Raw genomic sequence first — 17,281 nt, 5'->3', positions numbered from 1 at the left:
TCATCCTCGTTGTCGAGGAATTGATGGCTTTCTATGAATGAAACGTTTATGCCCTGCCGCGGGGATTTTCCCGCGGTGGACCAAGAAACTAACTAGGCGATGTCAGCGGAAGAACCCTCATCGCGGGACAGGTTAATGCCAAGCGATGGGCTATCCATGTCATCGTCATCAGAGCCAGACAGCTCCATCGGCGTGCCGTCGGTGGAGAGAACCTCCACGTTCAGGCACAGGGACTGCAGCTCCTTGAGCAACACCTTGAAGGACTCAGGGATGCCCGGATCTGGAATATTGTCGCCCTTAACAATGGCTTCGTAGACCTTCACACGGCCGACGACGTCATCGGACTTGATGGTCAGCAGCTCCTGCAGGGTGTAGGCAGCGCCGTATGCCTGCATTGCCCACACCTCCATCTCGCCGAAGCGCTGGCCACCGAACTGGGCCTTACCACCCAGCGGCTGCTGGGTAATCATGGAGTAAGGACCGGTGGAACGGGCGTGAATCTTCTCATCGACCAAGTGGTGCAGCTTGAGCATGTACATGTAGCCGACAGAGATCGGGTACTTGTATGGCTCGCCCGAGCGGCCGTCGAAAAGCGTGGCCTTGCCATGCTCATCCACCAGCACATCGCCGTCGCGGTTAGGACGGGAAGAAGCCAGCAGGCGCTCGATCTCATGGTTGGTAGCACCGTCGAAGACCGGGGTCGCCGTCAAGGAATCCGCAGGAACGTCATAGAGCTCTTCCGGCAGGGTCTTGAGCAGCTCGGCGTTCTTTGGATCCTCGGTATCGACCTTCCAGCCAGCGTGTGCCAGCCAGCCCAAGTGAACCTCAAGGACCTGGCCAATGTTCATACGACGCGGCACACCGTGGGTGTTCAGCAGGATGTCGACCGGGGTGCCGTCTTCCATGAACGGCATATCCTCTGGCGGTAGAATCTTGCCCACAACACCCTTGTTGCCGTGGCGGCCGGCCATCTTATCGCCGTCCTGGATCTTGCGCTTCTGGGCAACGTAGACACGAATCATCTCGTTGACGCCAGGGGCCAGATCGTCATCATCGTCGCGGGAGAAGCGAGCAACGCCAATGACCTTGCCTACCTCACCGTGCGGCACCTTCATGGAGGTATCGCGGACCTCGCGGGCCTTCTCGCCGAAGATGGCGCGCAGCAGGCGCTCCTCCGGGGTCAGCTCGGTCTCGCCCTTCGGGGTGACCTTACCCACCAGGATGTCGCCGGCGCGGACGTCGGCACCGATGCGGATGATGCCGCGCTCGTCCAGGTCGCTCAGGACGTCCTCGGAGACGTTCGGGATCTCGCGGGTAATTTCCTCGGCGCCCAACTTGGTATCGCGAGCATCGATCTCGTGCTCCTCGATGTGGACGGAGGTCAGGATGTCCTCTTCCACGATGCGCTGGTTGAGGATGATGGCGTCCTCGTAGTTGTGGCCTTCCCACGGCATGAAGGCAACCAGCAGGTTGCGGCCGAGGGACATCTCACCGTTGTGGGTACCCGGGCCATCGGCCAGAACCTGGCCGGCCTCTACGCGCTCGCCCATGGAAACCAGCGGGGTCTGGTTGTAGTTGGTGCCCTGGTTGGTGCGCTCGAACTTACGCAGGATGTAGGTATCGCGCTGGCCCTCATCATCCATGATGGTGATGACATCAGCGGTGACGTTTTCGACCACACCGGCCTTCGGGGTGATGACAACGTCGCCAGCGTCGTACGCAGCGCGCTGCTCCATGCCGGTACCAACCAGCGGGGCCTCGGAGCGCACCAGCGGCACTGCCTGCTTCTGCATGTTCGCACCCATCAGGGCACGGTTAGCATCGTCGTGCTCCAAGAACGGAATCATGGCGGTACCCACGGAAACCATCTGGCGCGGGGAGACGTCAACGTAGTCCACACCGGCGGCGTCGGTAAGCCCGATGTCGCCGTCCTTCAGGCGGACCTCAATACGCTCGCCGGTGAGGTTGCCCTCTGCGTCCTGCTCGACCTCGGCCTGAGCAATAGCGAAGCGGTCCTCTTCATCGGCGGTGAGGTACTCCACCTGGTCGGTGATCTTGCCGTCCACAACCTTGCGGTACGGAGTCTCAATGAAGCCGAAAGCATTCACGCGGGCGTAGGACGCCAGCGCACCAATCAGGCCAATGTTCGGGCCCTCAGGGGTCTCGATCGGGCACATACGGCCGTAGTGAGAAGCGTGAACGTCTCGCACCTCAATGCCGGCGCGCTCACGAGACAGACCGCCCGGGCCCAGCGCGGACAGGCGGCGCTTGTGGGTCAGGCCGGACAACGAGTTGTTGTGGTCCATGAACTGGGACAGCTGCGAGGTACCGAAGAACTCGCGGATAGCAGCAGAGACCGGGCGCACGTTAATCAGGGAGGTCGGAGTGATGGACTCCGCGTCCTGGGTGGTCATGCGCTCGCGCACAACGCGCTCCATACGGGACAGGCCGACGCGGACCTGGTTCTGGATGAGCTCACCCACGGTACGCAGGCGACGGTTACCAAAGTGGTCGATGTCGTCTGTGTGCAGGGCGATCATCTCACCGTTCGGTGCCTTCATCTCGCGCTCGCCTACGTGCAGGCGGACCAGGTACTCGAGGGTGACGGCAATGTCTTCCTCGGTCAGGGTCATCAGACCATCGTGGTCGCCGCCGAGCCCCAGCTTGCGGTTGACCTTGTAGCGGCCGACCTTAGCCAGGTCGTAACGCTTTGCACGGAAGAAGGAGTTATCCAGCAGGGACTGAGCCAGCTCACGGGTGGGCTGCTCACCTGGGCGCTGCTTGCGGTAAATCTCCAGCAGTGCCTCGTCGGTGTTTGCTACACCGTCGGACTCCAGGGTGGACATCATGAGCTCGGAGAAGCCGAAGCGATCCTTGATCTGCTCCTCGCTCCAGCCCAGTGCCTTAAGCAGCACGGTTACCGGCTGGCGGCGCTTGCGGTCAATGCGTACGCCGACGGTGTCGCGCTTGTCGACGTCGAACTCCAACCATGCACCGCGGGAAGGAATAACCTTCACGGAGTGCAGCGGGCGCTCGGTCGACTTATCGATCGAGCGATCGAAGTACACGCCCGGGGAGCGCACCAGCTGAGAGACGACGACGCGCTCGGTACCGTTCACGATGAACGTGCCCATATCCGTCATGATCGGGAAATCGCCGATGAAGACGGTCTGCGACTTAATCTCTTGGGTGTCGTTATTAATAAACTCTGCGGTCACGTACAGCGGCGCGGAGTAGTTGATGTCCTTTTCCTTGCACTCATCCACGGTGTTTTTCACCGGTTCAAAGCGCGGCTCCGACAAGGACAGGGACATATTGCCCGAGTAGTCCTCAATCGGCGAGAGCTCTTCGAGGATGTCCTCGAGGCCGCTCGTCACGCGGGCGTCATCGCCGCGCTCAGCCTGCTCGCGCTCGCGCCACTCCGGCGCGCCAACGAGCCAATCAAAGGAATCAAGTTGTACGTCAAGGAGACCCGGCAGGGCGATAGGCTCGCTGATTTTTGCAAACGAGTATCGCTTCGGGGCTCCGGGGATATTGGCCACTGACTTGGTCTGGCGGGAGACTGCCAAGATGGGTCCTTCCAGCACCTCACGCGGATTGCCTGCTCGCCCTGGCCGACGAGCCGCAAAACCGCTGGTAATTCTAGCATTCGGTCTGCTGTGGAGTGTCTGGGTTCAGAATGCACAAAATCACCTTGTCAAGTCGGTTTTGCCATCACCGGCCTGAAAGGCTAAATGTGCACCGAAGATCCAGATTCCAGCGCAACGAAATAGCTTATAGGAAAAGACCTGCCATGTAAAGACACACCACTCTTGGGGCGTGTCGCTACCGCGCTAGGGGGCAAGCTCGTGCTCGCCGCGGCGCTAACGCGTCCATGCCGCGCGACTGTGCGCGACAACCACCGAGCACCCTACCACTAAAATCTCAATACACCGCAACCCCAGCCGCGATTTTGTTTTCCAGCTGCGCTTTTACCGGCTCGCCGGCACCGCGCGTCCACCGATGCGCCCGCGGTTATGGCGCGAGCGGGCATGCTTATTCTTGCCGCCAAAAAGGCCGAGTGCGCCGATGATTCCGAGCAGGGTCAACAGTGCGCCGAGGCCGATGGCGGCCCACCGCACGATCTCCGCTACGCGGTCGCGCGGGAAATCTGCCGCCTCTTTGAGCAGCGCCTGTCGGTCCTCTTCAGAGGTAGAGCCATTAAAGACGAAGGCGCGTTCACGGCCCACGCCCTCGCGGTCCGCGTAGTAATCATCGATATCCATATCCATGCCCACCACGAGGCCGGTTTGTTGGTCCACGTAGAAGTCGCGGCTGCCAGAGTGGGTCAGGTAGCCCTGCTCCTCGCCGCCGCCTTCCTTGGGCAGGCTGGTGGTATTGCCATCGGCCGCAAATAGCTGCGCCACGTTAGTCGGCTCAATTTCTTGGTGGTAGCGGTAGACCGTGCGGCCGTCCATCGTGGTTTCTTCTTCAAAGACTGCATCGACGGCCTTGCGCAGGATCGGGTCAAAGACCGGGTAGTTGGTCTTTTCCGCGTCCGCTGGGAACTTGAGCCAATATCCGTCCACGGTCACCGTGTCGGACGGCGTCGCGAGCGTGTGGCTCAACGTGGCCTCCCCTGCTGCCTCGCCGCTCAGGCGATCTACGGGGTACGTCCACACCTGGGCCTGGCTCAGGTCATTGAGGCCCTCTCCCTCACCGCGCATGCGGGTCTCACCGATGCGTACGGTGGCCTTCTCCTCGTCCGAGGGCTCTTGGATATCCATGTTGATTTGGTAGGTCATGGGGCCCGAATACGGCGTCGTGCCGTCCTTGGACAGCTGCTGCGAATCCGCAGAATCATCCTGCAGTGTCCACGTGCTGTTTTTCAGGTTCAGCGGCAGCCGCGGGGAGTAATCCAAAAACGCCGGCGCCACAATACCGGCGGCGATGAGCGCGACGCCGAGGCCTAGGAGCAGGACGGAAAAAATGCGGGACTTGGGCAGCATGGGGGCTAATTCTACAACCCGTGGCGGCGATTCCCTGTTTCTACAGGCCGCCCCGCCACGCCGGATTGGTTTTAGGCCGTCTGCGTATTCCAAGCGATGATGCTGCTGGTATCCGTGGTCTGCCGCGCGCACCAGAGATCAAACTCTTCTTGCAGCCCCAGCCAAAACTCCGCCGAATTGCCAAAATAGGCGGAAAGACGGAGTGCCATTTCCGCACTAATCCCAATGCGCCCACGCACCAGCTTGGAAATTTGAGACTTGGAGGTAAAAATATCCTTGGCTAAGCGGTATTGAGTCAGTCCGAGCGGCTCCAGAAATTCCTCGCGCAGAACCTCTCCAGGGTGTGGAACGGGGACGATATCCGAGGCTTCCTCTCCCTCATTTGTGATAGTCGATGAAGTCAACGTCCACAGCTCCTTTCCCTGTCCACCGGAAGACTACTCTCCACTGCGCATTAACACGGATGGAATAAAATCCGTCCCACTGCCCTTTCAACCTCTCTAAGTGATTCGCTGGTGGAATCCTCAAATCAGCAAGAGAGGCTGCGCGGTCAATCATGATGAGTTTGCGACGCAGTATCCTTCGCAGTTCAGGGGGCACGTACTTTGGCGCCTTACCATCTGTGTGAAAGCGCTCTAAGCTACCCCTCCTGAACTCCACAATGCCATAGTGTCACACTTTGACACTACTGGCCATTGCTGTACTACCCGCATAGCGCCCGCGAGCATAAAACGAGGAAACCCCCAGCTCCCACCGCGCGCGGCGGTAAGAGTGGGGGTTTGAAAGCGTAAAGCTCAGTGAAATTACTTGAGCTCGACGGAAGCGCCAGCCTCTTCCAGCTTAGCCTTAGCAGCCTCAGCGTCGTCCTTGGAAGCGCCCTCGAGGATAGCCTTAGGAGCACCCTCGACCATTTCCTTAGCTTCCTTCAGGCCCAGGCCGGAGACGATCTCGCGGACAGCCTTAATAACGCCAATCTTCTTAGCGCCAGCGTCGGTCAGAACGACGTCGAACTCGGTCTTCTCCTCAGCGGCACCAGCGCCGCCCTCAGCCGGAGCGCCAGCTGCAACAGCAGCAACCGGAGCAGCAGCCTCAACGTCGAATACCTCTTCAAATTCCTTAACGAACTCGGACAGTTCGATGAGGGTCATTTCCTTGAAAGCTTCAATGAGCTCGTCCTTGGTGAGCTTAGCCATGATGGCAAGTCCTTTCTGTGTTGTGTGTGCGCTGCGCGTATTTTATGCCGCGCACACGGTGTTGTAATTGTGCGTCTTTTGTGACGACTTAAGCTTCTGCTTCCTTCTTGTCCTGCAGGGCTGCGACGGTGCGTACAGCCTTGGTTGCAGGAGCGTTGAAGAGAGCGGCTGCCTTCGCCATAGAACCCTTCATAGCGCCAGCCAGCTTTGCGAGGGTGGTCTCGCGGTTGTCCAGCTTGGCGATGGCCTCAACCTGGTCGGCAGACAGTGCGTTGCCGTCCATGTAGCCACCCTTGATGATGAGTGCCTTGTTGTCATCAGCGAACTTGGTGATGACCTTCGCAGCATCCACTGCCTCGCCCTTGATGAACGCAATTGCGGTCGGGCCAGTCAGCAAATCATCAAGACCTTCGATGCCAGCTTCCTTGGCAGCGATCTTGAAAAGGGTGTTCTTGGCGACGGAGTATTCAACGTCAAAGCCCAGATCGTTACGCAGCTCCTGCAGCTGGGATACGGTCAGGCCGCGGTACTCGGTCAATACAACAGAGTTAGCGCCAGCCAGCTTCTCCTTCAGCTCTGCCAGGTCTGCAGTGTTCTTTGGGTTTGCCATTGTCTCTCGCCTCCTTCCAAAACATCTCTTTTATTATTCCGCCGGGGCCTTCCTCGCTTCGGTTGCCCGAAACAACAAAAGCCCCGTGCAAGAGCACAGGGCGCGCGACATAAGAGAATGCCGCGAAAAATCGCAAAGTGTCTCCTGCGTGGGCCGCCTCCTAGGATGGAGAACCTTCGATCCAAATGGATGACCAACGGTCTTCGGTGAACTTTGACTCGGCCGTGAAGTGGCCGTTCAAACTTCGTGGAAAACACTACCTCCCCACCCGCGGTTTCTCCAAATCGCCGTTTCCGCCGCGTAGGATGGCCGCCATGACCAGCCTGATGTGGTTTCGCGATGACCTGCGCCTGCACGATAACCAGGCCCTTTCCCGCGCGGCCGAGGCCGCCGCGCTTGGCGACGCCCCCTTGGTCGCCGTCGTCCTCGACGAGCCTGCCTATCCCGGCACCCGCCCACTGGGCGGCGCGAGCACGTGGTGGCGCGAGCGTTCCCTCTACGCCCTCGCCCGCGACCTTGCCGGCCGCGGCGTAGAACTCATTCGCGCCGCCGGCGATGCCCGCGAGGAAATCCCCCGCCTAGCCGCAGAACTGGGTGCCACCACCGTCACGTGGACCCGCCGCTACCACGGCCCCTTGCGCGAGGTCGATGCGAGCGTCAAGGAAACCCTAACCTCCCAGGGCACTACTGCCACCTCCTTGCCCGGCTTCACCTTGGTCGAACCCTGGGAGGTCACCAATGGCCAAGGCCAGCCCTATAAGGTCTTTACTCCCTTCTCCAAGGCCGCCGCCTCCCAGGTGGCGGGAGATGAACCGGAGGGGGTGCCGGAGATGGGGGCGTCGGCAAGCAGTGCATCTGCCTGGCCCCAGCCCACCGAACCGGCATGGGCGGCATCGCTGGCCGAGCACTGGACGCCCGGCGAGGCCGGCGCGCGCGAGCGACTAGCCCAGCTGGACCTAGCCAACTATGCCGAGGAGCGCGATATCCCCGCGCTCAATGCCACCTCCCTACTCTCGCCCCACCTGCGCTTTGGCGAAGTCTCCCCGCGCGAGGTGTGGTTCGCCGCGGCCGAGGAGCCAGAGGCCGCCAAGTTCCACTCCGAGCTGCTGTGGCGCGACTTTGCCTGGCACCGCCTCTACTACCTGCCCAATCTCGCGACCGAAAACGTGCGGGAGAAATTCGACCGCTTCGACTGGTCCTGGGATGACCCGCGACTCAAGGACTGGCAGGCCGGCGCTACCGGCATTCCGCTTGTCGACGCCGGAATGCGCGAACTATGGGCCACCGGGTACATGCACAATCGCGTGCGCATGGTGGTGGGCTCCTTCCTCACCAAGAACCTGGGCATCCACTGGCGCCTGGGCGAGGAATGGTTCTGGGACACGTTGGTGGACGCCGATGCCGCCTCCAACCCGTTTAATTGGCAGTGGGTGGCCGGCTGCGGCGATGACGCCGCGCCCTTCTTCCGCATCTTCAACCCCGAAACGCAGGCCCAGCGCTTCGACCCCGACGGCGAGTACGTGCGCCGCTGGGCACCGGCGCTGTCCGCCCCGCCCATCGTGGACCTGCAGGAATCGCGCCAAGCTGCCCTCGATGCCTATGCGGAGATCAAGGACTAAGCCGGCGGAAAAGGTGGACGTAAAGGTCTACCATGGGGCCAATGATGAGCCCTAGGATTCATTCTCAAGCGCATCCGCCCATTGGCAACACCCCACTCATGCGTGTGGAGGCGATTAGTCCCCGGCCGGATGTCCACCTTTATCTCAAACTCGAACAATTCAACCTCGGCGGTTCTGCAAAAGACCGGACGGCACGAGCCCTTATCCAGGCGGCGCTTGCAGCCGGCGATATCCGCCCGGGTTCGACGCTGGTGGAATCTTCCTCCGGCAACCTGGGCATGGCTCTAGCTCGCCAGGCCCCGCTGCAAGGAATGAAGTTCCATTGCGTGGTGGATCCGCGGGTCAACGCCTCCACGGTGGCTACCATGCGGGCCTACGGCGCACACGTGGAATTGCTCGACCACCCCGATCCAGAAACCGGCGATTGGCTCACCGCCCGCCGCACCCGCGTGGCCGAGCTTTTGGAAGAGATCCCTGATTCTTTCAACCTCAACCAGTACTCCAATGAAGCCGCCTTCCACGCCCACGCGGAGGGCACTATGGCGGAGATTCTGGACCAGCTCGGCCAGGCGCCCAGCCACCTGCTCGTGGCTATGAGCACCACCGGAACCCTTGGCGGTTGCGTACGCAAGCTCTCCGAGCTGGGCGCCGACACCCACACAATCGGCGTTGATGCGGAAGGCTCCGTGCTTTTTGGTGGTGAGCGTGGCACCCGCATGCTGCCTGGCTATGGCGCCGGAATCGTAACCGAACTATCCACCAAGTTTTCGCCTTCGTCCGTGGAGAGGGTTCCGGACCTCGATGCCATCGTTGCCGCCCGACAGCTCGCCCAAGCAGAGGGCCTACTGCCTGGCGCTTCCGGCGGTGCCGTCATCGCCGCCTTCCAACGCCTCGCGCCCTCCCTGCCGGCAGGGGCTGAAGTGGTTGCCGTGCTGCACGACGCCGGCCAGCCTTACCTCGACACCATCTATAACGACTCCTGGGTGTGCGAAAACTTCGACATTTCGCCCGCTGAACTTGCCGCGCGCATCGAGGGGTCGGCGCAGTGACTTCTCCTCGTCCTGCCCGCCGCATTGCCATCATTGGAGCTGGCCCGCGCGGCCTGTGGGCCGTAGAGGAACTCATCGAGCGCGCCCGCGTTCCGCTCGATGTCACCGTTTTTGACCCCTACCCCGCCGGTGCTGGCGCCGTCTACCGTCCGCAGCAGCCGCTACAGTGGCGCCTCAACGTCAACTGCGCCATCGTCACCACTGCCCACGATAGTTTCAACGCCTGGCGCACCCGCCGCGGTGAAGACACCACCGATGCCTTCCCGCCGCGGGCCCAGGTGGGCCAATTCCTCGCCGATACCTGGTCCGCAGCAGTGCGCCGCGCGCCGGCCCACGTTCGCATCCGGCACCTGCCGCACCGCGTGACCGCGGTAAGCGCCGACGGAGAAGGTTTCATGGTCGATGGCTCCCCCTTCGACGAGGTCCTAGTCTGTACCGGCCACGACCATCTCCACGCTGGTTCTTTGGCCTATGAGGCCTCCTGCGTACCGGTCACCGGTCTCTACTTCGGTGCCGATCTCCCCAGCTCCGCACGGCGGATCGGCGTACGCGGTGCTGCCTTGAGCTTCATCGATGTGTGCCTGCTGTATGGCGATACCGCCGAAACCATCTACCCGGTTAGCCGCAGCGGGCGCTTCATGGAGGTAAAGCCCTCCCCAGAGACACCGCTGCCGGAGGTATCACCGCGGTGGCGGCAGGCCTGCGCGCATATCGACAACGCTGCGGAGCTGCGTGAGATCCTCATCGGGGCTGCAGGCGAGTTCGGTGACTTCTCAACTGCGGACCTCGCCTCAGTTATCGACGGTCAGGATTTCACTGGCGATGCCGTCGCTGAGCTCGAGGCTTCCCTACGTGCGGCCGAAGGTACCGGTCCGCTCACCCCGGCCGCGGCCGTGGGCGCAGCGTTTCGTGGGGTATTCCAAGAATGCGTCGATTGGCACAAGGTGCATGGCCCCATGCCCGGCTTTCGCGAGCTTTCACGCACCCTTGAGCGCGTGGCTTTTGGTCCGCCACCGGTCACAGCTAGGCGTCTGCTCGAGCTGATCCACTCCGGTGTGGTCAATACCCACTACCTAGGCACGCCTGAGCAGATAGATTCCTGGCGGGAGAAGGGCGGCGTGGACCTGCTTATTGACGCCACCGTTGCTCCCCAAGCCACCCCCTCCCCCTTCCACGACGTTCCTGGCGTGGTGGAGATTGGCCGGATGAATGAGATCTCCCTGCCCGGCCATGACTCCCTTAACCGTTCCGTGCACGATGACATCCCCCGCTGGGCGGAGAAAGTAGGAAACCCATGACCACCACCCCTGTAGAACCACTACCCGTCCACGGCACCGTCCCCTTGCGCGCCCGGTGGGAACGGTGGATGCGTGAGCTCGTCGAAAACCCGCAGCACGTCAGCGCATTGACCTCGCGCTACGGTTCGCCGGTGAACGCGTTGAATCCCGCGCCGCTGCGCCACAATGCCCAGGAGTTGCTCAATGCGGGCGCTTCCCACGACGTGGAGACCCAGGTGTTTTTCGCACGCAAGGCCAATAAGGCGCTGTGTTTTGTCGATGCTGCGCGCGATGCCGGGCTCGGGGTGGATGTAGCCAGCGAGAACGAGCTCCGCCAAGTGCTTGACCGCGGTGTCGCCCCAGAGCGCATCATCCTCAGCGCCGCTATTAAAACCGATGGCTTGCTCCGCCTCGCGGTGTCGCGGGGAGTTACTATCTCCTGTGATTCTCGCGCCGAATCCCACCGCATCGCCGCCATCGCGCAGGCATTAGACACCACCGCCCACGTGGCGCCACGCCTGGCTCCAGATCCGGACTCCCTACCTCCCACCCGCTTCGGGGAAAGGCTGCCGGCATGGCGGCAAGCCGAGTGGCCACAGGAACTTCGTGTTGCGGGCGTCCACGTGCACCTGCATGGCTATAGCGAGGCCGACCGCCGAACCGCCCTTGCAGAGGCAATTGCCTTGATCGAGCATGTACGCGCATTGGGCCAGCCCGCAGGTTTCATCGATATCGGCGGCGGGGTGCCCATGAGCTACCTGGAATCCCGCGAGCAGTGGGAGAATTACCTCGAGCGCATCGCCTCCCAACGCGCTGGTACCGGTGAACCGTTCACGTGGAAAGCGGATCCGCTCTCCAATACTTACCCCTTCTGGCAGGAGCCAACGCGCGGTCAGTGGCTGGACCAGCTCCTCTCCGGTGATGTCCCCGTCTACGGCACCGCTGGCACGGCGCTGCGCGAGCGGGACATCGCACTTCACCTGGAGCCCGGCCGCAGCCTCCTCGACGGCTGCGGAGTCATCCTCACCGAGGTGAGCTTCCTCAAAGAACGCTCCGATGGCCTGCCCCTTATCGGCGTGGCGATGAATCGCACCCAATGCCGGACCGCCGCAGATGACATCCTGCTCGACCCCCTCCTGGTACCCACGGCCGGCCCGGCAAAGGAAATCTCCCGCGAGCCACGCACTGGGTTTGTGGTAGGTGCCTACTGCATTGAAGACGAGGTTATCCTCCGCCGCGAACTGGACTTCCCGGATGGCATTGCTGTAGGAGATACCCTCGCCATTCCGAATACAGCCGGGTATTTTATGCACATCCTGGAGTCTGCTTCGCACCAAATTCCTTTGGCACGCAACGTCTACTACGACGGCGGCGATTGGGTGCCAGACGATATTGACGCCAGATAACTGCCGGCGGTTCACAACATAGGAAAAGGGCTTCGAGACAATCCTCGAAGCCCTTTAACTTTGAACGCAGTGCGTTAGAACTGCTTACGCGGTGTAGTCCTTAACCACGGAACCGTCAACCGGGATGCCCGGGCCGGAGGTGGTGGAGATGGTAGCGCGCTTGATGTAGATGCCCTTAGCGGAAGAAGGCTTCAGACGCTGGATCTCGTCCATGAGGGCGCCGTAGTTCTCAGCCAGCTTCTCAGCATCGAAGGATGCCTTGCCGATGATGGCGTGCAGGTTAGCAGCCTTATCAACGCGGAAGGAGATCTTGCCGCCCTTAACCTCAGCGATTGCCTTAGCAACATCTGCGGTAACGGTGCCGGTCTTCGGGTTCGGCATCAGACCACGCGGGCCCAGGACGCGAGCAACGCGGCCAACCTTGGCCATCTGATCCGGGGTAGCGATAGCAACGTCGAAATCGATGTTGCCCTCGTTGATCTGCTCGATCAGTTCAGCGGTGCCAACGATGTCAGCGCCAGCTTCCTGAGCGGCGGTAGCCTTCTCGCCCTCAGCGAAGACAGCAACGCGAACGTCCTTACCGGTGCCGTTAGGCAGGGAAACGGTGCCGCGAACCAGCTGGTCAGCCTTGCGCGGATCAACGCCCAGACGGAAGACGACGTCAACGGTGGCGTCGAAGTTCTTGGAGGAGGTCTCCTTGGCCAGCTTGGTAGCCTCGATCGGACGGTACAGGCGGGACTTATCTACCAGTTCCGCAGCGGCCTTATAAGCCTTAGACTTGGTGCTCATTTAACAATTCCTTTTCTGGATTGGTGTGGTGTTCGGCGGGCCGTAGCTGGCCCTACCACATAAAGTTTTTACTTCTCCGGTGCGCCATCAACGGTGATGCCCATGGAGCGGGCGGTACCGGCGATGATGCGAGCGCCGTTCTCGATGTCACGTGCGTTCAGGTCCGCAAACTTGGTCTCTGCGATTTCCTTGCACTGATCCCAAGACACAGAGCCGACCTTGTCGGTGTGTGGGACGCCGGAGCCCTTCTTGATGCCAGCGGCCTTCAGCAGCAGCTTAGCTGCCGGCGGGGTCTTCAGCTTGAAGTCGAAGGAACGGTCCTCGTAGACGGTGATCTCAACCGGAACCACGTTGCCACGCTGGTTCTCGGTAGCGGCGTTATAAGCCTTGCAGAACTCCATGATGTTGACGCCGTGGGCACCCAGTGCCGGGCCAACTGGCGGTGCCGGGTTAGCGGCGCCTGCCTCGATCTGCAGCTTGATGAAGCCGGATACCTTCTTCTTAGGAGCCATCGAATTACCTCTTTCCTGTGTTACCGGGATGTCCGCCACGATGAATAACGGGATCCCGTCCGGATGCTCACCTTCAGTGGGCCACCGGAGGATGAAACGTTTTCTTATACGCACGCCAAAGGCGCACGGCGTTCCAGTTTAGAACACCGTGCGCCCTGCACAAAATCACTTTTAGGAGATGCGCTCGATCTCGGTCGGCGACAGCTCCACCGGGGTCTCGCGGCCAAAGATGGACACCAAGCCCTGCATCTTGCCGGTCTCTGGGTCAATCTCGGAAATGGTCGCAGATACGGCGGCCAGCGGGCCGGACAGGATAGTCACTGCCTCGCCCACCTCGAAGTCGTGCGCGTACTTCTTGGCCTCTTCCTTCTCCGGCATAGCCACAACCTGCTCGCCCTCTGCCTCGTTCGGGGCAGCATCGCCCTTGGTGGACGGAGCCTCGTTGGGCATGAGGAACTTTGCCACGTCGCGGGTCTTGACCGGGGTGGCGTTGCCTTCGTTGCCCACGAAGGAGGTCACGCCTGGGGTTTCGCGGATGACGGACCATGCGGCGTCGTTAAGCTCAGCGCGAACCAGGACGTAGCCCGGTAGCAGCTTGCGCTTCACGATCTTCTTCTTGCCGTCCTTGGTCTCTAGGACCTGCTCAATAGGAACTACGACCTCGAAGATGGAATCTTCTACCTCGAGGGTCTGGGCACGCATGTCCAGGTTGGTCTTTACCTTGTTTTCGTAGCCGGAGTAGCACTGAATGATGTACCACTGGCCCGGCTGCTTCTTCAGTTCGCGGGTAAAGGCGCGCAGGCGCTTGCGGTAGGCGGCATCCTCGGACTCGTCTTCGCTGGCCTCAGGGGCTGTGCCCTCGGCCTCTGCTTCGGTCGCTGCCGGTTCCGCCGCGTTGGTGGACTCGGCGGACTCGCCTGCAGCGTCGGTGGACTCAGCCGTTCCTTCAGCTTCCTCCGCTGCCGGAGCGGCTGGGGTAGCGTCTTCCTGTTGTGCTTCTTCCACGGAGCTAGCGTGCTCTGCCGCTTGCTCCTGCACGTTGGACTGCATTGCCTCTTCCAGGGAGGTGCCTACGGTTTCGACGTTGTTCTCGTCGCTCATAATTCTTTCTCCAAAAATTCCTCGGCGCGTTGCGTAGGACCAGCCTACCCGCCCGCGTATGGGCAAAAAGTATCCCGCCGTTCCTTTAAGCGGAAACAGCGGGATAAAAGATTATGCGCTTATCTTACTAATCTGAGAGAACCTGCTCAACTCCGAGACCTGCCAGGGTGTCAACGCCCCAGACCAAAACGGTCAGCACGATAAGGAACGCAAAGGTAATGAGGGTGTACTGCAGCATCTCCTTAGCGGTAGGCCACACCACCTTCTTCATCTCGGATGCTACCTCGCCCGGGAAGGCGGCTACGCCACCACCTGGGGTGTCATCGTGGTTCTTATCCTCGACGCGGACGACGTGCTTATCGGCGTAGTCCGCGGAGGACGTGGTAGCCGCACCAGAGAGCTGACGCTTACCGGTCGGGCGCGATGCACCCGAATTCTTCGGCTGCTGCTCATCGCTCACAGCTAACCCTCCTTGGGAACTAAATCTAATAGGGCGCTTAGCGCGCACCTCCATAACTTTGTCAACCCTAGCAAAGCTTGCACAGCATGAAAAGCTGACCACGGCATTTGCAAGGCGTGGCTTTGATAACAAGTGGGCGGGGGTTAAGCGACAAAATGTGTGTCCGGAATCGTTGATTTTCATGCTCTGAACTCCGCGTTTGCGGAAAATATATGCTCCAAAAGCATATATTGGCCCTCTCTTGCGAAAATCCCCGGTGTGGCTGCCATGGTGTGCTACGGAGCGGTGGTTCGGTTGCCCAATGCCAAAGAACCGACCACGCTGCCATTGTGGCGGCGATATGAAACGAAACGGCACCACCAGCAACGGGACGACCCGGTGGCGGTGCAAAATCTGCGGTGCTTCACTGACCAAGCAGCGCAGCGATATCACCAACGCAGCCCTATTTCGTGCGTTCATCCAGCACCTGACCGCCGGGACCAGTCTTGCGGCGATCGCCGGCAACATGAGCTGCTCGACACGTACGCTGCAGCGTAAATTCGATGCCTTTTGGCTGGTTGACGTGCCTGACCCGACCATCGGCCATACAGGCAGGGTCTACGACCAGATCTTCATCGACGGCACCTACACCGCAGGTGGCTGTCTGATCGTGGCGGCAACGCTCGACCACGTCATCGCCTGGCACTGGTGCAAACAAGAAACCACACACGACTACAAGCGCCTGCTCGAGCGCATCGAAGCACCGTTGATCGCTGTGATCGACGGTGGCCGAGGAGCCACAAGCGCAATTAAAACGTGCTGGCCAAACACCAAAATCCAACGCTGCCTCGTGCACGCCCAACGCAGAGTACGCCGCTACACCACCTCACGACCACGCACTGATGCTGGCCGCACCATCTACCGACTCGCGCTGAAACTCACCCGCATCACCACCCTGGACGAGGCTGCACAATGGGGTGCACAACTGCAAGAGTTTCACACGCTCTACAAGGATTGGCTCAACGAAAAGACACAGGTCAAAGACCCGAAAACAGCAAAAGACACACTCGTGTGGACCCATGTCAACGTGCGCAAGGCCTACAACAGTCTCAACCACCTGTGGCGCAATGACCTGCTGTTTGTCTACCTCAAGCCCCCGAAAGGTGTGCTCGAGCCGCACCGGATCAAATCCACCACCAACAGTCTTGAAGGCGGCATCAACGCCCAGCTGAAGCTCCTTGCAAGAACTCATCGCGGCAGACGCGGTGAGCACCAACGCAAAATGCTGGATTGGTGGCTGTATCTGAAAACGGAACTGCCTGGCGATCCAATAGAAATCGCCAGACAGTCCAACTGGGGCCAGAACCAACTCGCCAAAGTTACAACCCTGACCCGAAACGAGAACCAAGCCGACTATGAAACAGGACAACCAGCCCTCTACGACAACGGTATCGATACCGAGTACACACACTCAATCGGCATCCAAAAAGGCCACATCTAACCCCGCGACACGCCGATAGCAGACACACATTTTGTCGCTTAACCCGTGGGCGGGCCAAGCGCCGAGAGGAAAATAGGGCATGAAGAAACCCCGCCACCTAATGCCAGATGACGGGGTTCACTGTGCAGGGGCGACAGGACTCGAACCTGCAACCTACGGTTTTGGAGACCGTTGCGCTACCAATTGCGCCACGCCCCTATTCTTTTATTCCTCAATGCCTCAGCATCAAGCGTTGAAGACCTTACCAGAGCCATAGTTCCAATCCGAAACTAGGCACCGCCTAGACTGCCTTCAGCGCGGTAATAAAAAAGCGCCCTGCGGGCGCCTTTCTTTCCCGGTAGCGATGGCGAGAATTGAACTCGCGACACAGCGATTATGAGTCGCTTGCTCTACCACTGAGCTACACCGCCATATTCACCTTGGAGGAATTCCTTGCTCCAAACATGAATGGAGCCCCCTGACAGAATCGAACTGTCGACCTTTTCCTTACCATGGAAACGCTCTGCCGACTGAGCTAAGGGGGCACATCCTAGCGTTGAACACATCGCTATTTCGTTGTGCTCTCCGTTGCGGACTCCAATAATCTAACCTGCTTTCAACGTTTTACACAAATCGCCACGTCAGAGCGCAAAAATACATAGCTCCTGTGACACCTTTTCGCGCCTTGTGAAGACAGTTAGACAAACGGCATGGCAGCCCACCCCTGCGGACCGCTCGGCCACGTCTCCTACCGTGCGTCGGCAGCCGTGTGAAGGCATGTGGATTGGGGGTGTGGGAAAAAGGGGCGTCGGCAAGCG

15 protein-coding genes and 3 tRNA genes are annotated in these 17,281 nt (G+C 60.5%); 5 read left to right on the top strand and 13 right to left on the bottom strand.

Translation table 11 applies throughout. The features are described 5' to 3' along the window. Positions 1–92 precede the first annotated feature (92 nt). The 6 genes from ACKFRX_RS02260 to rplJ all read right to left on the bottom strand — a co-directional run bounded on the left by ACKFRX_RS02260 (position 93) and on the right by rplJ (position 6,791). Complete coding sequence (locus tag ACKFRX_RS02260; RefSeq protein WP_005322877.1) at positions 93–3,587, bottom strand: DNA-directed RNA polymerase subunit beta; 3,495 nt, start codon at positions 3,585–3,587, stop codon at positions 93–95. A gap of 384 nt (positions 3,588–3,971) precedes the next feature. Then, positions 3,972–4,988: a DUF3068 domain-containing protein gene (locus ACKFRX_RS02255; RefSeq protein WP_150851004.1), complete on the bottom strand. Its 1,017-nt coding sequence runs from the start codon at positions 4,986–4,988 to the stop codon at positions 3,972–3,974. A 71-nt stretch (positions 4,989–5,059) separates the two neighbouring features. Further along, positions 5,060–5,392, bottom strand: a complete 333-nt coding sequence (locus ACKFRX_RS02250) for a HigA family addiction module antitoxin (RefSeq protein ID WP_150851003.1) — start codon at positions 5,390–5,392, stop codon at positions 5,060–5,062. After that, on the bottom strand, positions 5,367–5,588 hold the full coding sequence (locus tag ACKFRX_RS02245) for a type II toxin-antitoxin system RelE/ParE family toxin (RefSeq protein ID WP_232619486.1): 222 nt from the start codon (positions 5,586–5,588) through the stop codon (positions 5,367–5,369). The genes ACKFRX_RS02250 and ACKFRX_RS02245 overlap by 26 nt, the downstream gene beginning before the upstream one ends. A 203-nt stretch (positions 5,589–5,791) precedes the next feature. Next, entirely contained in the window at positions 5,792–6,181 is a 390-nt protein-coding gene (gene rplL, locus ACKFRX_RS02240; RefSeq protein ID WP_150851002.1) for a 50S ribosomal protein L7/L12, read from the bottom strand. A gap of 88 nt (positions 6,182–6,269) precedes the next feature. Beyond that, positions 6,270–6,791: a 50S ribosomal protein L10 gene (rplJ, locus tag ACKFRX_RS02235; protein WP_005322886.1), complete on the bottom strand. Its 522-nt coding sequence runs from the start codon at positions 6,789–6,791 to the stop codon at positions 6,270–6,272. 314 nt (positions 6,792–7,105) lie between these two features. On the opposite strand from rplJ, the gene ACKFRX_RS02230 reads away from it, so the two are divergent. Genes ACKFRX_RS02230 through ACKFRX_RS02215 form a run of 4 tightly spaced genes read left to right on the top strand, consistent with a single transcriptional unit; the run spans position 7,106 to position 12,142 of the window. Then, positions 7,106–8,410, top strand: coding sequence for a deoxyribodipyrimidine photo-lyase (locus ACKFRX_RS02230; RefSeq protein WP_150851001.1), 1,305 nt, complete (start codon positions 7,106–7,108; stop codon positions 8,408–8,410). Between the two features lie 32 nt (positions 8,411–8,442). Next, entirely contained in the window at positions 8,443–9,459 is a 1,017-nt protein-coding gene (locus ACKFRX_RS02225; RefSeq protein ID WP_005327969.1) for a pyridoxal-phosphate dependent enzyme, read from the top strand. Then, complete coding sequence (locus ACKFRX_RS02220; protein WP_408928042.1) at positions 9,456–10,757, top strand: FAD/NAD(P)-binding protein; 1,302 nt, start codon at positions 9,456–9,458, stop codon at positions 10,755–10,757. Before ACKFRX_RS02225 ends, ACKFRX_RS02220 begins: the two co-directional genes overlap by 4 nt. Next, positions 10,754–12,142 carry a Y4yA family PLP-dependent enzyme gene (locus ACKFRX_RS02215; protein ID WP_408919263.1) on the top strand — a complete coding sequence of 463 codons (1,389 nt, stop codon included), beginning with the start codon at positions 10,754–10,756 and terminating at the stop codon, positions 12,140–12,142. The genes ACKFRX_RS02220 and ACKFRX_RS02215 overlap by 4 nt, the downstream gene beginning before the upstream one ends. Positions 12,143–12,226: 84 nt before the next feature. Here the strand turns inward: ACKFRX_RS02215 and rplA are convergent, their stop codons facing one another. From rplA to secE, 4 genes are all read right to left on the bottom strand, one after another. Continuing rightward, positions 12,227–12,931 carry a 50S ribosomal protein L1 gene (gene rplA / locus ACKFRX_RS02210; RefSeq protein WP_005327963.1) on the bottom strand — a complete coding sequence of 235 codons (705 nt, stop codon included), beginning with the start codon at positions 12,929–12,931 and terminating at the stop codon, positions 12,227–12,229. 68 nt (positions 12,932–12,999) lie between these two features. After that, entirely contained in the window at positions 13,000–13,443 is a 444-nt protein-coding gene (gene rplK / locus ACKFRX_RS02205) for a 50S ribosomal protein L11 (protein ID WP_005327961.1), read from the bottom strand. Between the two features lie 171 nt (positions 13,444–13,614). Further along, complete coding sequence (gene nusG / locus ACKFRX_RS02200) at positions 13,615–14,544, bottom strand: transcription termination/antitermination protein NusG (RefSeq protein WP_408919264.1); 930 nt, start codon at positions 14,542–14,544, stop codon at positions 13,615–13,617. A gap of 127 nt (positions 14,545–14,671) precedes the next feature. Further along, positions 14,672–15,004 carry a preprotein translocase subunit SecE gene (gene secE / locus ACKFRX_RS02195; RefSeq protein ID WP_204610288.1) on the bottom strand — a complete coding sequence of 111 codons (333 nt, stop codon included), beginning with the start codon at positions 15,002–15,004 and terminating at the stop codon, positions 14,672–14,674. Between the two features lie 301 nt (positions 15,005–15,305). Here secE and ACKFRX_RS02190 point away from each other — a divergent pair, with 301 nt between their 5' ends. Then, positions 15,306–16,484 (top strand): IS256-like element ISCre1 family transposase, encoded by a 1,179-nt coding sequence (locus tag ACKFRX_RS02190; RefSeq protein ID WP_013887464.1) that lies wholly within the window; start codon positions 15,306–15,308, stop codon positions 16,482–16,484. A gap of 125 nt (positions 16,485–16,609) precedes the next feature. On the opposite strand, the gene ACKFRX_RS02185 is transcribed toward ACKFRX_RS02190, so the two are convergent. The 3 genes from ACKFRX_RS02185 to ACKFRX_RS02175 all read right to left on the bottom strand — a co-directional run bounded on the left by ACKFRX_RS02185 (position 16,610) and on the right by ACKFRX_RS02175 (position 17,008). After that, positions 16,610–16,682, bottom strand: a tRNA-Trp gene (locus tag ACKFRX_RS02185). Positions 16,683–16,822: 140 nt separating this feature from the next. Continuing rightward, positions 16,823–16,894: transfer RNA gene (locus ACKFRX_RS02180), tRNA-Met, on the bottom strand. Between the two features lie 38 nt (positions 16,895–16,932). Beyond that, a tRNA-Thr gene (locus ACKFRX_RS02175) sits at positions 16,933–17,008 on the bottom strand. Positions 17,009–17,281 lie beyond the last annotated feature (273 nt).

It is taken from the genome of Corynebacterium tuberculostearicum (assembly GCF_046097465.1).
Lineage (GTDB): Bacteria > Actinomycetota > Actinomycetes > Mycobacteriales > Mycobacteriaceae > Corynebacterium > Corynebacterium tuberculostearicum_I.
Note: the sequence above shows the minus strand (reverse complement) of the source record. Positions and strands in the feature narration are given on the sequence as shown.

Excerpts from the sequence above, each read along its gene's own strand:
- ACKFRX_RS02255 (WP_150851004.1), bottom strand. The coding sequence starts at position 4,988 with ATGCTGCCCAAGTCCCGCATTTTTTCCGTCCTGCTCCTAGGCCTCGGC.
- ACKFRX_RS02215 (WP_408919263.1), top strand. The coding sequence starts at position 10,754 with ATGACCACCACCCCTGTAGAACCACTACCCGTCCACGGCACCGTCCCC.
- ACKFRX_RS02225 (WP_005327969.1), top strand. The coding sequence starts at position 8,443 with ATGGGGCCAATGATGAGCCCTAGGATTCATTCTCAAGCGCATCCGCCC.
- ACKFRX_RS02190 (WP_013887464.1), top strand. The coding sequence starts at position 15,306 with ATGCCAAAGAACCGACCACGCTGCCATTGTGGCGGCGATATGAAACGA.
- nusG (WP_408919264.1), bottom strand. The coding sequence starts at position 14,544 with ATGAGCGACGAGAACAACGTCGAAACCGTAGGCACCTCCCTGGAAGAG.
- ACKFRX_RS02230 (WP_150851001.1), top strand. The coding sequence starts at position 7,106 with ATGACCAGCCTGATGTGGTTTCGCGATGACCTGCGCCTGCACGATAAC.
- rplL (WP_150851002.1), bottom strand. The coding sequence starts at position 6,181 with ATGGCTAAGCTCACCAAGGACGAGCTCATTGAAGCTTTCAAGGAAATG.
- rplK (WP_005327961.1), bottom strand. The coding sequence starts at position 13,443 with ATGGCTCCTAAGAAGAAGGTATCCGGCTTCATCAAGCTGCAGATCGAG.
- rplA (WP_005327963.1), bottom strand. The coding sequence starts at position 12,931 with ATGAGCACCAAGTCTAAGGCTTATAAGGCCGCTGCGGAACTGGTAGAT.
- rplJ (WP_005322886.1), bottom strand. The coding sequence starts at position 6,791 with ATGGCAAACCCAAAGAACACTGCAGACCTGGCAGAGCTGAAGGAGAAG.